Source organism: Pseudalkalibacillus sp. JSM 102089, assembly GCF_041366475.1.
Taxonomy (GTDB): Bacteria; Bacillota; Bacilli; order Bacillales; family Guptibacillaceae; genus Guptibacillus; species Guptibacillus hwajinpoensis_B.
On sequence record NZ_JBEWYW010000003.1, the window covers coordinates 1 to 20,704 of the forward strand.

The 20,704-nt window shown below is 38.2% G+C and carries 20 protein-coding genes and 1 pseudogene; 2 read left to right on the top strand and 19 right to left on the bottom strand.

Features of this window, described 5'->3' with window-relative positions; all coding sequences use genetic code 11:
- The 9 genes and pseudogenes from ABVF21_RS08225 to ABVF21_RS08265 form a co-directional block, all read right to left on the bottom strand.
- Nucleotides 1-590: pseudogene (locus ABVF21_RS08225) on the bottom strand (IS21 family transposase); the annotation flags it as partial.
- 174 nt (nucleotides 591-764) lie between these two features.
- Complete coding sequence (locus ABVF21_RS08230; RefSeq protein WP_371017959.1) at nucleotides 765-1,097, bottom strand: DNA/RNA non-specific endonuclease; 333 nt, start codon at nucleotides 1,095-1,097, stop codon at nucleotides 765-767.
- Between the two features lie 243 nt (nucleotides 1,098-1,340).
- Entirely contained in the window at nucleotides 1,341-1,781 is a 441-nt protein-coding gene (locus ABVF21_RS08235; protein WP_371017960.1) for an immunity protein YezG family protein, read from the bottom strand.
- Between the two features lie 221 nt (nucleotides 1,782-2,002).
- Entirely contained in the window at nucleotides 2,003-2,452 is a 450-nt protein-coding gene (locus tag ABVF21_RS08240; protein WP_371017961.1) for an SMI1/KNR4 family protein, read from the bottom strand.
- Between the two features lie 14 nt (nucleotides 2,453-2,466).
- A complete protein-coding gene (locus ABVF21_RS08245) occupies nucleotides 2,467-4,137 on the bottom strand; it encodes an HNH endonuclease (protein WP_371017962.1) in 1,671 nt (556 codons plus the stop codon).
- Nucleotides 4,134-4,448 carry a hypothetical protein gene (locus ABVF21_RS08250; protein WP_371017963.1) on the bottom strand — a complete coding sequence of 105 codons (315 nt, stop codon included), beginning with the start codon at nucleotides 4,446-4,448 and terminating at the stop codon, nucleotides 4,134-4,136. Before ABVF21_RS08250 ends, ABVF21_RS08245 begins: the two co-directional genes overlap by 4 nt.
- Before the next feature lie 366 nt (nucleotides 4,449-4,814).
- Nucleotides 4,815-5,411 (bottom strand): flavin reductase family protein, encoded by a 597-nt coding sequence (locus ABVF21_RS08255; protein WP_371017965.1) that lies wholly within the window; start codon nucleotides 5,409-5,411, stop codon nucleotides 4,815-4,817.
- Between the two features lie 24 nt (nucleotides 5,412-5,435).
- Nucleotides 5,436-5,801 (bottom strand): hypothetical protein, encoded by a 366-nt coding sequence (locus tag ABVF21_RS08260; protein ID WP_371017966.1) that lies wholly within the window; start codon nucleotides 5,799-5,801, stop codon nucleotides 5,436-5,438.
- Nucleotides 5,798-6,031 carry a hypothetical protein gene (locus tag ABVF21_RS08265; protein WP_371017967.1) on the bottom strand — a complete coding sequence of 78 codons (234 nt, stop codon included), beginning with the start codon at nucleotides 6,029-6,031 and terminating at the stop codon, nucleotides 5,798-5,800. Before ABVF21_RS08265 ends, ABVF21_RS08260 begins: the two co-directional genes overlap by 4 nt.
- A 359-nt stretch (nucleotides 6,032-6,390) precedes the next feature.
- Between ABVF21_RS08265 and ABVF21_RS08270 the strand changes: the two genes are divergently transcribed.
- Both ABVF21_RS08270 and ABVF21_RS08275 read left to right on the top strand, forming a co-directional pair.
- Complete coding sequence (locus tag ABVF21_RS08270) at nucleotides 6,391-6,819, top strand: SRPBCC family protein (RefSeq protein WP_371017968.1); 429 nt, start codon at nucleotides 6,391-6,393, stop codon at nucleotides 6,817-6,819.
- Complete coding sequence (locus ABVF21_RS08275; protein ID WP_371017969.1) at nucleotides 6,819-7,145, top strand: ArsR/SmtB family transcription factor; 327 nt, start codon at nucleotides 6,819-6,821, stop codon at nucleotides 7,143-7,145. The genes ABVF21_RS08270 and ABVF21_RS08275 overlap by 1 nt, the downstream gene beginning before the upstream one ends.
- 209 nt (nucleotides 7,146-7,354) lie before the next feature.
- Here the strand turns inward: ABVF21_RS08275 and ABVF21_RS08280 are convergent, their stop codons facing one another.
- The 10 genes from ABVF21_RS08280 to ABVF21_RS08325 all read right to left on the bottom strand — a co-directional run bounded on the left by ABVF21_RS08280 (nucleotide 7,355) and on the right by ABVF21_RS08325 (nucleotide 20,644).
- Nucleotides 7,355-8,293: a DNA/RNA non-specific endonuclease gene (locus ABVF21_RS08280; protein WP_371017970.1), complete on the bottom strand. Its 939-nt coding sequence runs from the start codon at nucleotides 8,291-8,293 to the stop codon at nucleotides 7,355-7,357.
- 196 nt (nucleotides 8,294-8,489) lie between these two features.
- Nucleotides 8,490-9,275 (bottom strand): NERD domain-containing protein, encoded by a 786-nt coding sequence (locus tag ABVF21_RS08285; RefSeq protein WP_371017971.1) that lies wholly within the window; start codon nucleotides 9,273-9,275, stop codon nucleotides 8,490-8,492.
- Between the two features lie 198 nt (nucleotides 9,276-9,473).
- On the bottom strand, nucleotides 9,474-10,097 hold the full coding sequence (locus tag ABVF21_RS08290) for a hypothetical protein (RefSeq protein WP_371017972.1): 624 nt from the start codon (nucleotides 10,095-10,097) through the stop codon (nucleotides 9,474-9,476).
- The gene (locus ABVF21_RS08295) at nucleotides 10,087-11,208 is read right to left on the bottom strand and encodes a YHYH domain-containing protein (RefSeq protein WP_371017973.1); all 1,122 of its coding nucleotides are present in this window, start codon (nucleotides 11,206-11,208) and stop codon (nucleotides 10,087-10,089) included. Before ABVF21_RS08295 ends, ABVF21_RS08290 begins: the two co-directional genes overlap by 11 nt.
- A gap of 228 nt (nucleotides 11,209-11,436) precedes the next feature.
- Nucleotides 11,437-11,760: a phosphoribosyl-ATP pyrophosphohydrolase gene (locus ABVF21_RS08300; protein ID WP_371017974.1), complete on the bottom strand. Its 324-nt coding sequence runs from the start codon at nucleotides 11,758-11,760 to the stop codon at nucleotides 11,437-11,439.
- An 83-nt stretch (nucleotides 11,761-11,843) separates the two neighbouring features.
- The gene (locus ABVF21_RS08305) at nucleotides 11,844-14,351 is read right to left on the bottom strand and encodes a DUF2357 domain-containing protein (protein WP_371017975.1); all 2,508 of its coding nucleotides are present in this window, start codon (nucleotides 14,349-14,351) and stop codon (nucleotides 11,844-11,846) included.
- On the bottom strand, nucleotides 14,326-17,391 hold the full coding sequence (locus tag ABVF21_RS08310; RefSeq protein ID WP_371017976.1) for an McrB family protein: 3,066 nt from the start codon (nucleotides 17,389-17,391) through the stop codon (nucleotides 14,326-14,328). Before ABVF21_RS08310 ends, ABVF21_RS08305 begins: the two co-directional genes overlap by 26 nt.
- Nucleotides 17,392-17,608: 217 nt before the next feature.
- Nucleotides 17,609-18,352, bottom strand: coding sequence for a hypothetical protein (locus tag ABVF21_RS08315; protein WP_371017978.1), 744 nt, complete (start codon nucleotides 18,350-18,352; stop codon nucleotides 17,609-17,611).
- 256 nt (nucleotides 18,353-18,608) lie between these two features.
- Nucleotides 18,609-19,826, bottom strand: coding sequence for a hypothetical protein (locus ABVF21_RS08320; RefSeq protein WP_371017979.1), 1,218 nt, complete (start codon nucleotides 19,824-19,826; stop codon nucleotides 18,609-18,611).
- A 302-nt stretch (nucleotides 19,827-20,128) separates the two neighbouring features.
- A complete protein-coding gene (locus ABVF21_RS08325) occupies nucleotides 20,129-20,644 on the bottom strand; it encodes a CBO0543 family protein (protein ID WP_303529699.1) in 516 nt (171 codons plus the stop codon).
- Between the last annotated feature and the right edge of the window lie 60 nt (nucleotides 20,645-20,704).

Sequence of the window (20,704 nt, forward strand, 5' to 3'; positions counted from 1 at the left end):
AAATATTCGAATGCATGAATATGTGCACGCAGCCAGGAAGTTGATTTCATATCAAGAAATGCCTCTACATAACTCAACTGACTGTAGGGAAGGGTTGCAATGAATACATACGCTGGTATAACCTCGCCGGTCGAATTATCTATGATCTTAAGCGTCGTTCCTGCCCAGTCCACCTCTAAGATCTCGCCTGGCTTTCTTCTGATTGGCATGGTTAGCTTATACTTCTTTGCGAAATTCCCATGTTTTTCAGCGAATGTTCGATAGGCATAAGGGACTTTTCTATCTTCTCTAGCTGCACTGGCATATTCGTTATGCAGAAGCGTCAGGGTGACATTTTTCTTTTGAAGTTCTTTGTGAACCCACTCAAAATCAACGGGGCAGTATCCCTTTTCAATAGCTTGTTTCTCAGGGAACAAGTAAGTCCCAAGCCACTGATTATTCATGGAATCCTCTAACTCCCTTAACCCTCTATCTTTAGCCCGCTGGATAACTTCAGCAATAGTATTTCGCGAGTGGCCGGTACTGGAACTGATCGTCCTCTGGCTTATACCATCGAACTCCATCCCCAGAATCTTCCGATAATTAACCATAAAAAAATCCTCCTTCTACACAAGTGTCATGCTTTTTAAGCATGTTACTTAAGTATACCGGAGGTATTTATCGTGAAAATATGTTTTTGGCTCTATATTACGCATACGGTGGCTCAATCTTCCGCAATTGGTGGTTTAATTTTGCGCATAAGTGGCTCATTTATTATGCAATATTCAAAATTGCGTACCGATTAAATGTCCACCATGATCTCCTTGAGTACTAGGAGCTTTAATTCGGTCTATCCCCCCAGCAGCTAACTGATGTTTTGTATCACGTACACCCATTTCCAACTTTAGTTCTCCTGAAGCTTTCTTAATTCTCCCCAAATCGTCTGTTTGATATTGATATCCATTCGTTTCATATTTAACATTAGGTTTTAATTTAAATTCATTTAAAAAATGACTACCTAATGCATACCCACTATTAACTCTTTTACTATTCTTACCCTTCTCACCATAAACCCGATCAATCTCAGTCTTAATCCGAGAAACCGGATCATTCCACACATTAGAATCGCCGGGACGGTTCTGTTGATTCCATCTCATAAATAAAAGGAGCATTAATTATCGGAATAATTAATGCTCCTTTTCATTTTATTTCGAAATATTGCATCATGAGAACCGTCCCCGCGATGCTTTTGATTCCTTTAATAATCTGGGGATGTACTCTGCATATGACAGGAAGAATGAACTTGTCCTTAGATAAACAGTTCACCTGTTACCTAAAAGGCAACTAAGTGCTTTAATATTTTACTTTTCTTCAAATTCCTTCATTCTCTCTATTAAACCTAAATCTATCTTTTCTTTGTTTTGATTAACATATTTGTATTCAAAATATTTTATTCTATCTGTTGGACCAAATTCACTTTCATGCCAATTTGTATAATCAAATTGCACCTTTAATTTACCTGTATCATTTAATAATAATGTCACTGAAAACCAAGGATCTTGGTCAAAATCAGTAAAAACTTTTTGGAGTTCAACCGTTAGTTGAAATAATTTGTGTAGTTCTTTTTTATAAGCTCTCTTATCTACACTATATAATTTTGGAATATAATGTGAAAAAACGCCTCCTTCTCCATCCTTAACTTCGCCATTAAAAAACAAATTATTCCATTCAGTAGGAATCATATCATTAACCTGTTGTGCTATTTCTTTGTACAAGTCGTTTAATTTTGTTTCAAAACTCATTAATATCATCCTCCTGATTTATTTGGAATCTCACGAAATACTGGGAATCATCGGGACGGTTCTATTGATTCCATCTCATAAATAAAAGAAGCATTAATTATTGGAGAAATTAATGCTTCTTTTCACTTTATTGCAAAATATTGCATTATGAGAACATTCCTTGCGACGCTCTATAAAAGTGTATTATAACTCCAAATTTAATTAATCACCAAGGATTCTTATTATACTTCAGGCTCCTCATACAAATTACTCAAGAATTCATCAATATCATTTGCTAAAAAATACATATTGCTCATGTTGTTAGGGTCTTCCGGTTCTTGTTCATGATCCCAAAAATAAATCTTGTCGTAATAAGGTTTCTTTGTCCCTATACATATTACATTCCCTGAAGGGTCATCTCCTATTGGAATAAATCCTACTGGTAACCTTTCATCCATTATCTCAATAAAATCTGTTAAATTATCATACATATCGCCTATACCATAAAACACATTCAAAACACTTGGTCCTTGCTCATTAGATATCATAAATAAATTAGGTTTTACTTTTCCCCCATTCCATTTCAATAAAAATTTTATATATTGTTCAGTTAGTTTAACATTATTTTCATTTTCAAAACTTTCTATTTTTTCTATCGATAAATTATCATGTGAACCAAAAATTTCAGCCATGTATATCCTCCTAATTAATTTCCTTTAACGATACTTACTCCACCAGCATGAGTAAACTCTCTATGAATTTTTTTATCAACAAGAATCATTGTTTTTCCATCTTGATGGTGATGCCATGTATAACCTTCAGGAGCCTCATTTAAAGAAGCAACTGGTGGATCAGAATCTTTATTCAATCCTGCCTTTATATTTGCTTTTTTATAATCTAAAGGACGATTTGTTGGATTTGCAATCTCAATCTGTACAGGCTTCACAGTTGGATGAGAGTATTCAGTGAAATCCGGATAACCATTAGGGTACTTTACAGTCTGACCCTTCTTATTTGTATATACCCAAATTCCGTTATCATCAATTCTTACTGTACCACCTTTTTTTGTCCATTTATCTGGAGAGGGGGAGTATGAGGGTTTAGTGACAAGTTGTTTTTTTGTAAATTGGACGTCTAAATTACTTTTCACCTTATCCTTCCCACCATAAACCCGATCAATCTCAGTCTTAATCCGAGAAACCGGATCATTCCACACATTATAAGGAGCGCCACCTCTAGAAGCTCCCCCTGCACCCGTTCCAGCTAACGCCGGTTGAGCACCCTTCCCTTCAACTTTAACATTCTTCGCGGCATCCGCAACGTCTTCAATTGTTTTTGCTGTTGTTCCGATTTTGCCGAGACCTTTATCTCCTATTGCTCCAATTCCTAATGATGTTAGACCGTAAGTAATGAATGCCGTTCGACTTTCGGCATCCCCATTCACAAAGTCTCGATCCCAGGCTTCTTTAAATCCTTGCCACATGTATTTCGGTACATCCAACACCTTCTGAACATTGCCTTTAGGATCATCGAAAATGTTCTTATAGAAGTTTATCGTTTCTAAGCTTTTAAATAGTAATTCAGGGAGATCTTCCTCATCGCGGTATAAAGCAAGGTTCGGTCCAAATGCTTTTTCAGCTAACGCTTCAAGCTCCTTAAACCCATCAATCGCATCCTCTACGGCATTCCCGCTTCCAACCTGCACACCTTTTACCACATCACCTAAAAAGCTCCGTGCCGTATTCCGCGCTTCATCAATCTTCTGCCGCGTCTCACCCCACCAGCGATCCACATAGCTTGAGTACCTGACCACACTATGAGACACATCCTGGCGAACATCGTCTAGATAAGCCGTCGTTTTCGATAAAGGATCGAGGACGACACTTTCATACGTTTGCTTCATCCTACTCTGAATCACCTGTGGGTTTAAGGCATATTGCAGATCTGGAAACACTTCTCCAAATGCACCACCGTATGAAGCATTCAGTGGATTTTTTCCAAAAAGACGTTCACTCCAGCTTAATGCTTCTCCCGTGATAGGATCATAATTCTGAAACAGCTTGTTTAAACCACTGAATTTTAATGCCATAAGGCCGAACTTAGCAGAAAGCGATCGATCTTCATCCATCAGTTTTCTTTCTGTTAGTTTCACTGCCGCCTGTAGGTCATGGAGCTTGTCCCGGTATTTGCGCATTTCATATTGCAACTCCGCTTGAAGGGCATCAATTTTACCGGTGTTCGCGCCCGTGATGTTCATTAGAAGAGATTGATAGTTCCATTTAAAATCGCTAATCGCTTCATCTGCTTTTCGCTCGGCATCCTGGATGCCGCTTGCTAGCTGGTCTAATTGTTCTGGTTTAATTGCTATTCTCGTCACTTCAAGCCCTCCGCTTTCTGAAGAAGTCGGTCGATTTCTTCGTTAATCGCAGAGGTCAGTTCCTCATGAACCGCATACACACTTTGAGAGGCTTGTTCGAGTTCTCCAATAAGCGATTCATAAGCTTCACGTGCCTCTCCAACCCAATTCGACGAGTAAGTCGAATGATGGTGATCAAAGACTCGTTTACTATCATCGATATCAAATCTAGCTTCCCTTACCTTTCCTAGATACGCTTCCAACGTCTCGGCTTCTGCTCGATACTTCATACGCTCTAAATAACGTTTAAATTCTTCTAGTTCGTTTAGCACCGCAACCTCCTTTTCGACCAAACCTCGTTTCACCACAAATGAAGTCTATGTGTACGTCTAGTTAGGTATAGCCGCTGTATTGTCGAGCAGGAAATGATCGCTCTCATATCTTCCATTAATTTCTAAACTTAGAATACCCTCTCTTTCCCTCCTTTTCTATGTCTTTCGACGCATTCAACGAAAATAGTCCTTTTCTCATGAGAGAAAAGGACTATTTCTGCGAATCTCGTATGGTTTTCACAACTGTATCTATTCATTCCGTTCTCCACTCACATGATTCATACCGCTCTGAATTCCATAATCTAATCAAGGACTCCCAGAGTGATGCAAATTAGAAAGCATGTGATGAAAGCACCTTTGTTTACCTCACCTCGGTAACGTAAAAAACTCCTTACTCTCACTATAGTTCCCCGCAAGCCTGCCAAGGGGTGAAAGCTTTTCGAGATCGACTTTATAGTCACCTAAATACGTATCATCTTGTATATGATAGTGCGTCATTTCCCCAAGAACAAGGGCATTAGATCCAAGCGGAATAATTTGATGGAGCTTGCATTCCATATGAATCGCCGCTTCTTTCACCCGCTTCGGTTGCACCGTCTTACTATCGATCGGTGTTAACCCAGCATGCTCAAATTCATCGACTTCCGCAGGTACGTTTTCTGCACTTTTTTGCATTTCGTTTCCAAGAGAGCTCGACACCACATTGATGACAAATTCTTGTTGCGATCGGATATTTGCGAGCGTATCCTTCTCCGTACCCTGACGCTCCCCCGTCCCTGGTCCGATGGAGATCGCGAGAATGGTAGGCCGGATGGAAGCAACGGTAAAGAAACTAAATGGTGCTAAGTTATGAACGCCGTCTTCAGACACTGTTGATACCCAGGCAATCGGTCTTGGAACAACGGAGCCGGTTAGTAGTTTGTAGATGTCTTTTGTTTTTAGGTCGGAAGGGGTTAAATCCATTGGTTTCACTCCTCATATGATGACTTATGCACTATTTTCACTAAGCCCTTTTTCCTTGAATTTAATACTCTTCAACCATTGGAGGAACTCATCTTCTTTACTATTATCCTCGCAGCTATTATTGGTTTCGAAACATTGAATGTAATAAGAAATAAGAATACCACCCGTATCTTTCGAGTTTTGTACGTACGCTAGATATCCATAGTTATCTTCTCTATTAAATTTCCCATAATAGAGATCAACCGTATCGTTGTCTATTTGTTGAAAATCTACATCTTCAGCAATGCTACCTAAAAGAGAGAAATTCGTCTCTAAATTATCTTTTTTTAAATGGCTAATATACTCAGAAGTAATCCCAATATTATAAGGAGAACTTTCAATGCCAATCAAAGCTGTTCAAATCCCTCGTCTTTCGAATAACCTTTTTCACCGATTACTCCCGATTTCGGGAAATTCATTTCATAACGATCAATACCAGAAACAAATGAGTAGTAACCTTCCTCTACCTCTTTCGTAGATTTCAAGAAACTTCTAGTAAATTCATCCTGCATCGCTCTTGTGTCAGGTAAATCTTCTGCAGACACTTTTTCAGGATCCGTAATTGGTTTGTCATTTCCCATCTGACAACCTCCTGTAAAAAGAATCACGCATAAGAAAACGAGCTTAACTATCGATTTCACAATGGAAACCTCCGATTTTGTAAAGTCTTATAGAATAAAGAAAGGATGAAACGACTAGCACCCAATATATGTATCTCTCATTATATGATATCTAAACATACCATACTAATAAATGACTGCTTGACTGAAAAGACCAAATTAAGTAATTTTTTTCTGTTACTTTTTGATCAAATAACAAAGGTAGAAGAGGTTAATCGTATCTGCCCCACCTTATACTCACTACAAAACCACTTGATATATAACCAAATGGTGTTATAATCTATATGAAACCAAATGGTGTTATATCGAGGAGGATCCATATGAGTGAAACAAACAAAGTACCACAAATCAAAAAGCAAGTAACCTTTCAAGCGCCAATAGAAAAGGTCTGGAAAGCTGTTTCTTCTCAAGAAGGCATGGCGGAATGGTTTATGCCGAACGACTTCGAGCCTGTGGAAGGGCACGAATTTAAACTGGAAACTCCTTTTGAAACATCCCCTTGTAAAGTCTTAACGGTGAACCCACCAAAAGAACTCTCCTTCTCGTGGGGGAATCAGGGCTGGGTAATTCACTTTTTATTAGAAGAAGTAGAGAACAAAACGGAATTCACACTCATTCACGATGGCTGGGGTCATCCAGATGAAATCATGAAACCAACCGATAAGACGCAGCAAGACGCCCGCAATACGATGAACAACGGCTGGGAAAGCATCGTCAACGAACGATTGCGCAAGGTTGTAGAAGCCTAATGTCGGCAGCGCCTAAGCATGATGTTTATCAGGCAATCGCAGACTCCTCCAGAAGAGAAATGCTGATGCTACTTGCTAAAAACGACGCTTCCATTAAAGAAATTAGTGAGCATTTCTCAATTAGTCGGACCGCGATCGTCAAGCATTTGAATGTTTTATCAGATGCAAACTTGGTCAGTGATCGCAAAGTTGGCCGTAGCAAAATCTACTCCCTTCAACCCGAGCAGTTAGCAGAAGTAAGAGAATGGGTCTCCTATTTCGAGCAATTCTGGGATAATAAGCTTAGTATGCTGAGGCATATGGTAGAGGAGAATGTTAAAGAATAGCTTTTGGCCCCAAAAACGCCTTTCTTAATGGAGCAATCATTAAGAAAGGCGTTTTATGTTAGCAGGGAATCGGTGGGACGGTTCTATCGATTCCATCTTCAAAATAAAAGGAGCATCAATTAAACTAATAATTAATGCTCCTCTACCTTTTTCGAAATATCGCATCATAAGAACCGTCCCGGCGAAGCGTTCTATATTTCATTAGACTCTTATTCACCTACCATACCGTCGTTATCATTATCACGCATATACGAATATAACCAATGATCACTCATGATCGGCATACTATAACCTGCTGCCTCTGCTTCTTTAATCGTCACTTGTCCATTACCGTTTGTATCAATACTAGAAATATCACCCTCTGTGTCTGAAGGAGTTGAATCGTCAGGCTCACTCTCAGTTAAGCCGAGCGATGCGTTAACTTCATCAGGGTTCACATTATCAAATGTATCAACGATCTCATTTCCGTTCAACGTATACGTGTACTCATAACTTGAAGGTATCTGCTTTTCTGTATCCGGATATGTGATAATGGCTTCGAAATCAGTAGCTTCACCTGCGCTACGGATCGCGTCTTCCATATAAGCTTGATCACCATGTCGGTTGAGTGTACTCTCTTGTGGGGTAATGTTATAAGCATTCGATACCCCTCCAAGAGAATCAGCAATGATATGTCCTTCATCTAAAACATCACTCTCGACGCCCGGAACCTTGGCCTCATCAGAATAGTATCTGCCAGACGATAATACAGGTTCGTTACGATCATCTTGTAGAATGATTTCGTCAGCAACGACACGTACGAGTTGTCCGTATTCATTCGTAAATGCCCAATATTCACGGTCACCGTAACCAATATCCACGACGACGTTAGGTTCTCGATGTCCAGACAAATCTCCACCATCAACTTCAATAAGTTCGTATCCTGCGAACTGGTCATCAACTGTTGGGTCTGGTGTTTCCTCTTCTACTGGTTCATCAACAACCGTAGTGTTCGTTTCTTCTTTTTCACTATTTTCATTTGTTTCAACTGTACTTACTTCTTGTGTATCTGTTTCTGCATCTTTATTGGATGCCTCATCTAAATTGGTACAACCAACTATAAAAATGATCGTTAAAAATAAGATGAAATAGTTCATTTTCGTTTTCATATTAGAACGCTCCTATAATAGGGAAATTTCGTAATGTTAAAAAAATCAAAAGAAAGAGTAAAAATGGAACCATAATTTCTTCTAACACTTTTATTATCCATTACTTTGATAGTTTAATTTTACCACATTTATCTACAGGGTCATTTAACATAGCCAAAGATAAAGTATCTAAAATCCACTTTTCACGCTTCATTCCTCACGCCACAAATCGACACTTCGGAAAACTAGAGCACCCAAGAAACTCGCCCCTCTTCCCCGTCCGCTGCACCAACTTCCCGCCACACTTCGGGCAAATATTCGCATTCACCTTCGTCTGGTTAATCTCTTTCTGCCTACGGATCCCATCAATGTGCGCCTGCTGCACTTCCTTGATATTTTCCTTATCCCGCTTTTCAAGCACCTTCAGCTTCACACGTATTTCTTGTTGTGAAAACAAAGGAAGAACATCACCAGGATACTGATCAACAATCCGTTTCAAATCCTCTGGATGAATCACATCACTATTTTGGAAAGGTCCCTTAAGCTTCAGCTCAGAACGGTTTGTAAAAATCACGACAGAGTAATAAGGAATTTCAGAATACTTCTCTCCCAAAAAAATTTTAAGCGACTCAATATGTCCGTAATTTTGATGAAGAGGATTTTGAAACCTCTGCTTATGCTGATAGATCGTTTGTGTCCAGTAACGCGCCTTCTCACTTCCAAAAATCCAGCCTTCATAGTTCTTCGTTTCAATCACAAAGATCCCCTTATCCGTCACCATTACATGATCAATCTGACTTGTCGTGCCGTCACCCTTTGGTATGTATAAATCATGAATCGCGGAAATCTGATAGCCTTCATACTCGGCCAGTTTTTCAATATAACGGCGGACGAGATTCTCACCCGCCTGGCCTTTCGATACTGTGAAATTTCCATTAAGAATGAGCTTTTGGAAAAGAAATATAAGACCGCCCAAAAATAATAGAAAAAAGATGAATGACATGTTCTTTGCTCCTATCTACCTATATTAATAACCTACATTTATTTCCATCGGCTTGGATAGGAGGAAAGTTTAGGATTTAATAGCTAATTATTATCAATTTTTAACATTAATCATTATGATTATCTTTTTCACTAAAAAAGCCCTCGAATGGCTATTCCATTCAAGGGTTTAAACTCCCGAAACAACACTTCAATAAATTTAATTTACTTTTGATACCGTCAATAACAATCCTTCTGATTGCTTATACTTCATATTATATCGAATTGTATCACGCTCAACAGTTGTTTCATTGTTTTCAAAATCATAACTTTCATCAAATAATTTTAATTCATTCATTATTTCTTTTACTTCATCGATAGACTGATCTTGATTTGCTAGTCCGATAGTAACGCCCATTGCTAAGACAATATCAGACCCTTCGCCCTGCCCTACTAAAACGACTTCATGAATTTGTCCCGCATCATCTTTATTTTCTATGATTGTAAGATCTTCGCTAAGTTTGGATGTAATGGAATGATCCGTTTCTTCTTCTTGCTTAAGTTCAAAAGGAACATTAACTTCCTTAGCCTCCGCTTGATAGGCTTCCACAAATTCTTCGTGGTTATAAAACAATGGAATAGTTGAATTTGCTAAAAGAAAAAATGATGAAGCAAAATAAAGAACACCCACTGCTGTCAAAACAAATCGTGTCGATTTTTTGAAAATTTTATGCTTCCATAATAAGAAGATCCCTACCGGAGGAAAAATGATAAGAAAAACCCACATAAACCAGGCTTTTTGATAAAAACGTCTATTTCCTTGTTGTTCTGGTTTATGCCGCATCCTTTTCACCACCATTAAATAGCTCTGTTATCGACTTTTCAAATATAAAGATAACGTTATTCTTCGCATTCCCCACAAGACTTTCTAGCTTATCGACGACGTTCTCTTGATAAGGAGTTTCATTTCCCTCTATTTGCAAATGATCATATAAAGAAATAGAATCTCCTTGTTTATCAGGAACATCTAATCCATATGTATCCACAAGACGTTCCTCTCCCTCTATTTCAATAATCATGTCTTGGTAAACATCTTTTTTATTGACTTCAAGTAAAAGGTTATACTGTGTTTTTGCCTGTTTTAGCTTTGCGTTGCTGTAGAGTTCCTTTGCATCTTTTTCTAGCTTCTGGATCGTTTGTTCTCTTATTTTTTCCGTCTCATCCGATTCCTTGATTTCTTCAGCTTCTTCTAAACTTACAAAAACTTCTCTGAATGCTTTTTCATCTATTTTATTTTGCGCTCTCTCAATTGCTTCTTCATATTCCTCTTCTGATTCTATCTTTGATAGTAATTCTTCTGTTTCGTTAACCATTTTTTCGCTTACCCGATCATATTCCAGAATCTTATTTGCTTCTTTTTTAGCCTCGTTATAATCTTTATCTTTTAAAGCATTTTCAGCGTAAGAATACATACTACTAACCGTTGTTGCAACAAATGAATCGATAGCTGCTGTATCCTTATCAAGGTCGTAAACCTTTTCAATTTCCTGTAATGCTTCTTCATACTTTTCTTCTTTTACTAGGCTTTTTGCTACAGACGTGTACTCATCTGCTTTAACTTGTTTTTCATCTATTTTCGGCTCTGGTTTTGGAGCTGGCTTCTCTGATTGAGATGAACTACTAGAATTTGATGAGTTTGAAGACTGGGAAATTGTTGAAGATCCACTTGATGAGTTACTTGACGAACTACTTGAAGAATTACTTGAAGAACTGCTGGAACCGCTATTTCCACTATTATGATTGTGATAGCCTGTGCACAAACCTTTGTCGATTGATTTTTGAGAACAGTTATGCCCTCCACTTGAATCAGTTCTCCCCGAATGTGCAAATGCAGATATAGGCTGAGTGAGTATCAATAGAATGACTAGACCAAGCCCAATCCAATTCGTTTTCATTATGAAATTTCCCCCTTATGAAAATCTATATCTATTAAACAACCTTTACCACATAATTATAACAGTTATCATATTGTTGTAATTATGAGATTTTTTGGATAATGATTTGTTTACATGGATTTAGGCAATACCAAATTAAACTTCAATTAGTCAGACCAAAACAAAAAAGACGAGACATCATCTCGCCTTCCCTCAAAGTACTTATGCAACAGATACTCAAAAGCCACTCTAATCCTCTACATCAATTAAATAAACCCGCTCTTCAAACCCACCACGAATTTCTCTCTTCTCCCTACGGACTTCTTCCAATTCTTCAATGGAAGAATGATGCACCTCAACTAATGAATAGATCAACTCAAGCACATCCGCCAGTTCTTCAACCGCATGACTATCTTCCTGAGCTTCAAGATACTCCTGTAGTTCTTCTTTTAATTTTAGCTGCAGCTCTTTTTTATACTCAGCTTCCTCTAAGAATTCGGTATTGCACTTATTTCCATTTGCACGAATGATTTCTGGAATACGATCTCTCACTAGCTTGTTATAGGTAGGCATTCCCTTCTCCCCTTTGAATTGTCAGTTAATTTAATCATAATATAAGACAATCTAAATTGGAAAGGAATTGCTAGATTAATCTACTATATAGATAGCAACTCAGAGATCTGCTTAAATACAATTGCAGGATTTTGAATTAACCATTTTAATTGAATTTCTCTTACTTTCTTTGAAGATTCAACTATCAACATAGCTTTACTTTGGTCAATAGACAGTCTGATGTCCTTCATTCTATATGCTTTGATTCCCGTCGCCTTATCTAAATGAGTACTATCTAACTCTGTTCTTACTTGATTAGAAAACCTTCTCAACATTCGCCACAGCGTTATTTCTTCTTTCGTTTTCATGAACAGTTCTGGAAGTTCTCTCGACTGCTTTAGTAAATTAATCGTAGATAAAGCATAAACGGAAATGCCATAACCAACGGGTCGAATAACCCTACCGAGCATATTCCAAGCTTCTACTTCAAATCGAACATATTCATCCGAGCTATTTTTCGGAAGCTCATGAATTTCATAACGCTTAAGAAACCTCACGTTAACGATTTTACCGTAGCACGTGACACCATTAGTCTTTGCTGCACCCTTTTTAGGATATAATGCAATATACATTGCATCCTGCCAGCCTTTCTTTAACTGCTTCACTGGAATATGATAAAAGCGATTTTGAAGGTGAGCCTGATAGTTCTGTTCTCTCGGAACGATTCCTATAAGGACCTTCTCTTCAAGAGAAGACTTCCACTCCTTGATAGATCCTTTAGGTAGGATCCCTTCTTGTTGGATCTCTTCTGGACTTTTTTCAATGAGATGCTCGATAAACTGTTCTACCATACGAGTTGATTGTGGTAAAAATGGCAGTGCCCCGATATTGACTTTGTTAATGCTTTTATAGAAGTCATGTTGTTCATATGTTTCTTCATCAAACCAAGGAAATAAGACATAAGCACCAAAAGCATACCGTTCATATGGACCTTCTTCTTGAACAACAAGGGCATCACGATAACGGTGCATGGTATTAATGTCATCTTCAAGTGGTCCAGGCGTCTTATACTTCCCCTCGTAATAGCTTCCTTCCACGGCAAAATCAACTCGGTACTTCGCGTCAAAAATATAATGATAATGATGATCTTTACCTTTTTTCTCGATTTTAAGAACAGTATCGGGCATTTGAGTCACTGTCGGTAAATTTCCGTCCTTCATCTGAAATTCGAGAATAATCTTTTCATTAGTTAATGGATGTTTGAACTCTCGACGTGCTGACTTATCCTTCACAAGGTTTACAAACAACCCATCGCGATCTACTTTAATAATATCCTGCTTAACTGGTATGTACTTCTTACTTAACATTCGTCCGAGCTTTAAGAAGGTCCAGTACTCGTAAAGAAGAGCAACATCCTTAATAGACATTTGATAAATCCTGCCTTCAAGAGCTAACCCACGCGATAAAATAAGAAAGATTTTATAAGATTCTCGGTACCCTGGCGCCATTTGTAAAACTAAGCTCATAACCGAACGATCAAGCTCTCCGATTTCTCTCCAAAAAACCGAACGTAGCTTTCTCTCTAATTCCTTTTTCATTCTGTCGACTTGTCCTAAAAGGTCTTGATCAACCTCTGCTTTTCTCCATCCAGGGTCAGCCACTTTTTTTCTTAATTCATCTAGCTTGTTGACCAACCGATTCATCATCCATTTCACAAATCGGTTTTCATGAGTGTCATAGGAAAGCACTTTTTTCATACCTAAGCCTTTAGATGGCATATAGGACTTTCCTGCAATCTCAATCCCTTTTGGAACCTCCTGCAAAAGATGTGGCCTTTTTCTTAAATAACTCCTACCTCTAGAATCAACTCGTCGTAGCTGATCGCCTCGAACATGCTCATGAACCGTTTTCAACTCATGATGAGGTTGTGTTTCAATCCGCTTAAGAGCATGAAGAAAATCTTGAAAATGTGCTTGAATTAAACGATAGAATTCAGCTAATGATGGCTTTTCTTCTACTTTAGAAACCGCTCCAATGTACGTCTTTTTCACAAAATGATAAGCAAGATTATAGATCTCTTCATTTACTTCCTTTAATAGCCGATTGTAATCTTCTTTATAATTTAGCTTTGAAGGAAATACCTCAATCGTTACTTCAAGTAACTGCTTCTCCCCATCATAAATTTCAAATGTGGAGTACCCTACTTCATTTTGAAATTGAAGGTTCCCCATGAGAATTGGATCTCTACCAGCTTTCACCATACTCACTGCACGTCTTAAGCTAGGATGTTCATGATGGAAACGAAGTGACTTTCCATGCTTAGAAAAAGCAACGAGCTGACAAACAACATTCTCAAAGAAAATAGGGGCATGCTCGTCCTTTTCGACAAGCTCTCCCTTCTGAACATCAAACACATGAACAGATTGAAGATTCTCTGCTGTTACGTCTAACTGCATTTTTTCATCTTGAAAATAAGATCGATCGTGATACTGCATGAGGGTTTCGTAACGCTCATGATAAGCCTTTCCCTTCAAATAAAGGGTGAGTTCATCCATTTCAATCATAACAAGTTCTACTTCTTCTCGATTAAGTCCAGAAGGAAGTAAAGCCATCGTCACGGAACCTCCTTATCATCTCAAGGAGTTTATGAGCAGATTTAGGATAGGCAGCCTGTTTTGCTGACTCCACTAGATTTTCAAGCTGATCATCAGAAACTCGCTTTCCCGCAGTAAATGTATAAAGATCTTCTAACATGCGTAATACTCTAGCATCACTTCCGGCAAGGCGAGGAAGAATTTTTTGCAGAAGCTGATAATCAAATGCATGATTAAATGTCATTAAACCAGCCTGATCATTGTAGATGCAATAAAAACATACCTCATCACGCACACGATAGCCAACATGCGCACCGATTTGTTCGAGAATGCGATTCACATCTACAAGCAGATTCGTTGCTCTATGTACAATGTCTTTATTTCCGTCATAAGCATCCTTTAAATGCAAAAACTCTCCACTTAACGCTTCATTTTGAATCTCTAACTTTTCTATCTCCTCTACACTCTCTAAGAAAGCAAAGTTATTTAAATTCACTCGATTAAACTCAATCGTGTTAGCACGGTCCAATACCTTTTTACTGAAGGGATGCGTTGTTTCATCCATATTAACGGTTCCTATAAAATACAGATTCTCCGGAATCCCCAAGTGTTCTCCAATCGTTTCTTCAGGTAAAATAGAGGACGTTATAAGAGCTCCCTTCTCCCACCGCTTACTTTCCATAACACTGAGAATATCACTAAAGTAGTATTCCACACGGGCAAGGTTCATTTCATCCAATAACACAAAATAAGGCTTGTCTCTATGATTAGATGCTTCTCGAATTACCCTAGTTAACGGGCCTTCCTGAAACTCACCTTTAATATCAACGTATCCTAATAGATCTGACCCATCACACCAGTCCGGTCGGACAGGAATTAGAGTAAATTGATCATTTTCTTCAGTTGCTCCTACACTTTCAGCAAACCATTGAACGATTTTTGTCTTACCAGTTCCAGAGATTCCGGATAGGATGACGAATGGTTTAGTTTTTAAAGATAGAAAGAGGTTCTCTACTTCTTCTTTTTCGTAGTAGAAGCCTTTGCTTGATATGTAGGAATTGATGTGTGAAACGAGTTTTGAATCAGTCATTTCTACTTTATCTCCCTTATGTTCAAAATAGGGATGAACCTCTTCAGGAAAACGTTCTTTAAATCGATGAAATAGATTTGTAGCAAAGTCATCTGTTACATTAAAGAAGTATCCCTGCTTTACGTTTCCATTACGATCAAATGGCCCCTTTTCATCTAGTCTCCACTTTTCCGGCACCTCTGCTTTTTCAATAGGAGGAGATAAATCATAGTAATCTACCGAAGTATAATACCCTTCCTTCTCCCACATACCATTAGAGATCGTATCAGGTTGAGATTGCGATATCGTAGGCTCACGAACAATAGCTACTGTTTTTACCTCTCCAGAAGAATAAGTGAATATTGGATCCTCTACCTTAGCTTCTAGCAAGTCAACATGGTGTTTAAGCGCCCTACCTTGTTTGTTCTGCTTTGGAGCCCATAGAAATCCGCCTTGCTTCTCAGAACGATGTGTTTGACCTTGGTTAACCCACCAGTATTGGTTGGCAGTTGAATTGCCCCCTGTATCTAAACTAATCCAATAGAGGAACCAATCCAGTTCGATATAATCCTCAGCAGCAACATCATTTTTAAGGTTAGAAAGCTGTTGATGGAAACTTTCTAAATCATGATGTTCATACCCTAGTTTGTTTAGCGATTTCTGTGAGTGAACATTGTATATACCAAACTCATCAGGGTGAAAGACCATAACAAGTCCTGTGGCGCTATTTTCCCCGAACCCTTTCAAACTAGCAATTCTCTCTGCCTTGTTTATAAGCTTCATATCATCATTTAGAAGTTGGACTGCCTCACGAATAATACTTTCCTTGTCCTCTACTGAAAGATTAGTTAAACCTGAGCCATACACTCTACTTCCAGATCCCCATATAGAGTTACCTAAATATTTTAAAGAGGCATTTTCTAACTCATTCTCTAACTGATTTAAAATGGTTTGATTATTTGAAGATAACGCTTCAAATACATCGACTTTCTCTCCATTTAATACAGCATGCCCTAAATTCCATACTTCCTTGTTGAAGGTATCTAATGAAATGTGATTCTTACTACCTAACAAATTGCGAAGTTGTTTTGCTCTCTCTTTCCGGAGTCTTATAATAACGGAGTGAAAAGGGTCTTGTCTTAACCTTTGAAATTCGTCTATCTTATGTATCGAATTTTTATCTACAACATTCCAATCAGAATCGATAAGGTTAACCTCCTCTAACCAAGATAGGATATTTCTTGTTCGGTATCTTGCTACTGATTCTTTCATTAGGTTCTCACCTTGTGAATTGCGAACGATGTGCATGCCTAGTTCTACTAATGAATCTAGTTTTTCTTCTTTTGTGAAGGAACTGGCGGAGCTGAGTAGTTCAAGAACCAATTTATAGTATCGATGATGAAGGATTCCGTCTCTTATGATGTTAACCTTGCTTATGGCTTGTTCATATTTCATCATCTTTTCTTCGTTTTTATTGAAGGAAGAGTCTAGAAATCCAAGGATTTTGAGGCCTTGCCTGGCTCGTGACTTCAGTCGTTTAATACTATCTTCTGAGAATTGACTACTAATTCGATGAGGATTATATTTACCTGCAATAATTTCTTCAAGAAAAGCAAGCACTTGATTAAGTGAAGCCTCTGGAAGTTCATCTGTAGTATATTGAATTAGATTAACAACTGATCTACCATTCTCTCGCTCTACCTTTGTAAAGGGTAGCTGAGCTAATAAAGAATGGAGAGAGGCTGTTCTGCCATATTCTTTTAAATCGTTACGAAAAATTTGTTTATAAGTTAAAAGGTCAGTGGTAGCTGATAGAATGATATTTTTCGAAACTAACTTCCATTGTGAATTTCCTTCTAACTTTTCTGTATCTTGAGTTTTCACCAATATTCCTTGATTACCTGAGGGCTTTATGTAATTTGTTTTATTGTTTGTTAGAGTATAGATTTTTTCATTTTGAATGTAGAAATTGTAGAGCAGTTCATACAAGTTTCATCACCTCAATCTCCTTTTATTTTCCCTTTGGTGGGACGCTCTCTTTATTTACTTTCTCTTAAACTCCTCAGTTTTCTAAACAACGGCGTTTCTATTGACAAAGGTACTAAGGCACCCCCCCAACAATTTACTTCGTATTTCTTTTTATACTCCCGATACCACCGTATGGATATTGGACTAAAAACAGCAGTTATTAAAAGAAGCAACTCATTTATCTAAAATACTGTCGAATCGTTTCCTTCATTCCCTCTTTTTTCTCTGCAAACTGCCGATGACGATGGCCGTTTCCTCCAGAAGGATGTGGAAAACCGTTTACGATCGAGTTAGCTGAAATCAAGTTGTTTTCTGCTAGATGCATCAGTACTTTCGTTACATTGACACCTAAAGGCACCATTAATGGATCGTTTAATTTCTCTAACTCGATCGGAAGATGGTTCAAAGCATATCTATGTAATACTTCCGTTTTTAATATATTTGGCGTTGAACCACTGAAGTTCTTTCCTTTATAAAAGACTGGATATGGAAGAACAGAAGTCGTTTGGATGAGATGACTGGCTGGACCAAACAGCTCACTTGTAGAGTCTAGGTTTAAGTATGTATGTAGTTCCAATTCATCTAACATCGTAATCAAATTTTTCCTCATCGGACCTTCGAAACTGGAATGGTTCTTCACCTTTTGTAAAACTTCTTCATCTTCAATTTCTTCACCCTCGTTATTCCAAACCGTTTCAAATGATTTCTTCATCTGATGAAGTCCAGGAGTAATTCCGACAATCACAATTTTTGCATGTTCATTTACGTGTTCGAACGGGGCATAATACATTTCTAAGTTCTTTTTCTCATCTCTTTCCAGTAAAAACGTTTCTTTCATTAGCTCTTCCCGATCAACAGGATTTGTTAGGGAATGAATAGTTTCTTTGAAGCTAGTAAATTTTGAATAGGTAGCGATGGCCACTTTAATCCCTCCAATATATATCAATATGTACTATGTCTATAAGCTTCCGTTTTTTTCAATATGTCAAATCAGATTCATTTTATTTTTTCTATTATTTTACTATTTGCTAGAGGTAATCGAAAGGAATAATGGATTATGATACGTAAATCATTTTTTATGAAATCATTCAATCGGTGCCTGTCACCTAGATAAAAACAAAAAAGCGAGGGACTATAGAATGATGTGTCCCCTCACTTTTTGATAATACAGATTCCCGTTATCCTAGTTCAATATGAATCTCTTTATCACCTAGCCAATTAAACACACGTGTTGCGATCATTTTCTCAAATTCATCCTCCGTCTGATCCATACAGCTTTTAAATATGGCGGCAAGATCTCTCCAGTAAAAGACGGTAAGTCCCTGTAGATTAGAAAGGCCAACCGTACGGTGCTTCAAATGATCCTCGACTTGACTCACATCCTCCGTTAGCTCCTTACTATACTTTTCAACAGCAGCAAGGCCTTTAGAGGAAGACTTATCATCTAAAATCAACAATGAGAAGTAAAAATCTCTTCCTTCTGCATAGTTCGAGCCAACGTCGATATTCCGTAAGATCTGGTTTCTCTCCTTGTCGTGGGTCGTGCCGGTAGAAATATCTGATTTATATTTCGCTTCTATGATCCATACGAACTCCTCGCATTCGATGATGACATCCACTTCCGTTGCGCCTTCAGCTGGACCTTTCTTTAAGAGAGTCTCAGGAGGTTTGATAGACTGCCAGAGTTTGATATCGAGCTTGTTCGGCAACTGATTCGTTTGGATCTGTCTCTTAACATCGTACCTTGTCTGGTTAATCCCTTTTGAACTCAGTTCAGCATACCAGTATTCTGGATTAATTTGTTGGAGTGATTTGAACACATTCCAGGTGATTGCGTCTTTACTATTCTCGCTCCTCAAATGCTTTGTTTTCATACTTCTCATTGATTGAAGGATTGGATTGTACTTATCTATCAAAAGATTGTCTCGAAAATCGTCGTACTCAAACACACCGCTTGTGGTGTGTTTTCCTTTTTTAGAGATTATCTTATTGCCACTTATAAAATCTTCGTAATTGAAATAAATGTGACCTGGGGTGTTATGCTCCAATTTCGGCCTGTGAGATAATTCCTTCTCCTCTTTAAGAACCCAAAACATATAATCACTTTCTGGCTTCTCAAAACCAAACCCTTTTTTCCGATCCTGGATGTAGGTAAGAACCCTTTTTCTAGTCTCCTGGTCAAGGTGAGCGAGTTTGGAATGAAGATCATCTCTAGTAGGATGTAGCACAACCTGATCACTGACACTGTATAACTTTTCGATATACCCGCCTGTTTCTCTAAAAGCGACAAAAGGCTTGTCCTGAAAAGGCATTGGATGCGGATAAGCATGGATGCTGTGCTCACTAATGATCTTAATGGTTCCACTTGCAGGGATGGTTAACACATCTTGACTCATCAAATCACCACTTCCATTTAATGTATTCATCTGGTGATTTTAGTGTACTATAGATGCTCTCTAGATTGTTAAGTAATCTAGGAAGACAACTCCAATATAAGATCAATAAAAACAAAAAACAGGACATCGAACCTCCCTCGACATCCTGCAAAAGTTTAATCCCCTCATCATTCTTCATCCTTATTCACTTTCTTCCTACGCAAATAAATCCACATGGCACTATACGTTATCAGCGCCAATATCAAAAAGACGGGTACAGATAGAACATCACGGATCATCATAATGGCTGCTCCACTCCTTAATTATTTTAGACTGTCCAATGGGACGGGGAAAAATAAATAGAAAAGGATGGCGATGGGGATGGAGATGATGAGTGCTTTTACCGGACTTCGATAATGGAGATAAATCATCACGAACAGGATGATATTTAAGGGAATGTTTAACCAACCGTTCCAGCCGTTATCATAGACGTACAAGCCTTTATAGGCGAAGATCGTCTCAAGCACCGTGTAGAATCCTGCCCATATGGCGATGTAACTGAATTGATTGATCCTTTTCTTTGGAAAGCGCTGCAGGTAGATGATGAGACCAACGGGACAGATAAAGAAAGTGAAGGCCATGTTAATAATCGAATGATTGATCCATTCTGCCGTAACTCCTCTGAACGCCCATAGTGTGTGATTGTAATAGAGGAAGTTATATGTAAGATTGACCACTATGAAAAAGAGAATGGTAGCATACTGCTTTCTCCACTGTGTCCAGTCGATAAATTTATAAGCAAAAAAGATCCAAACGACCATCACGAATAATAAATACATAAAGCCACCTCAATCGGATTAAGTCGTTTTATTATTGACGGTGCTTGGATCTTTTATACG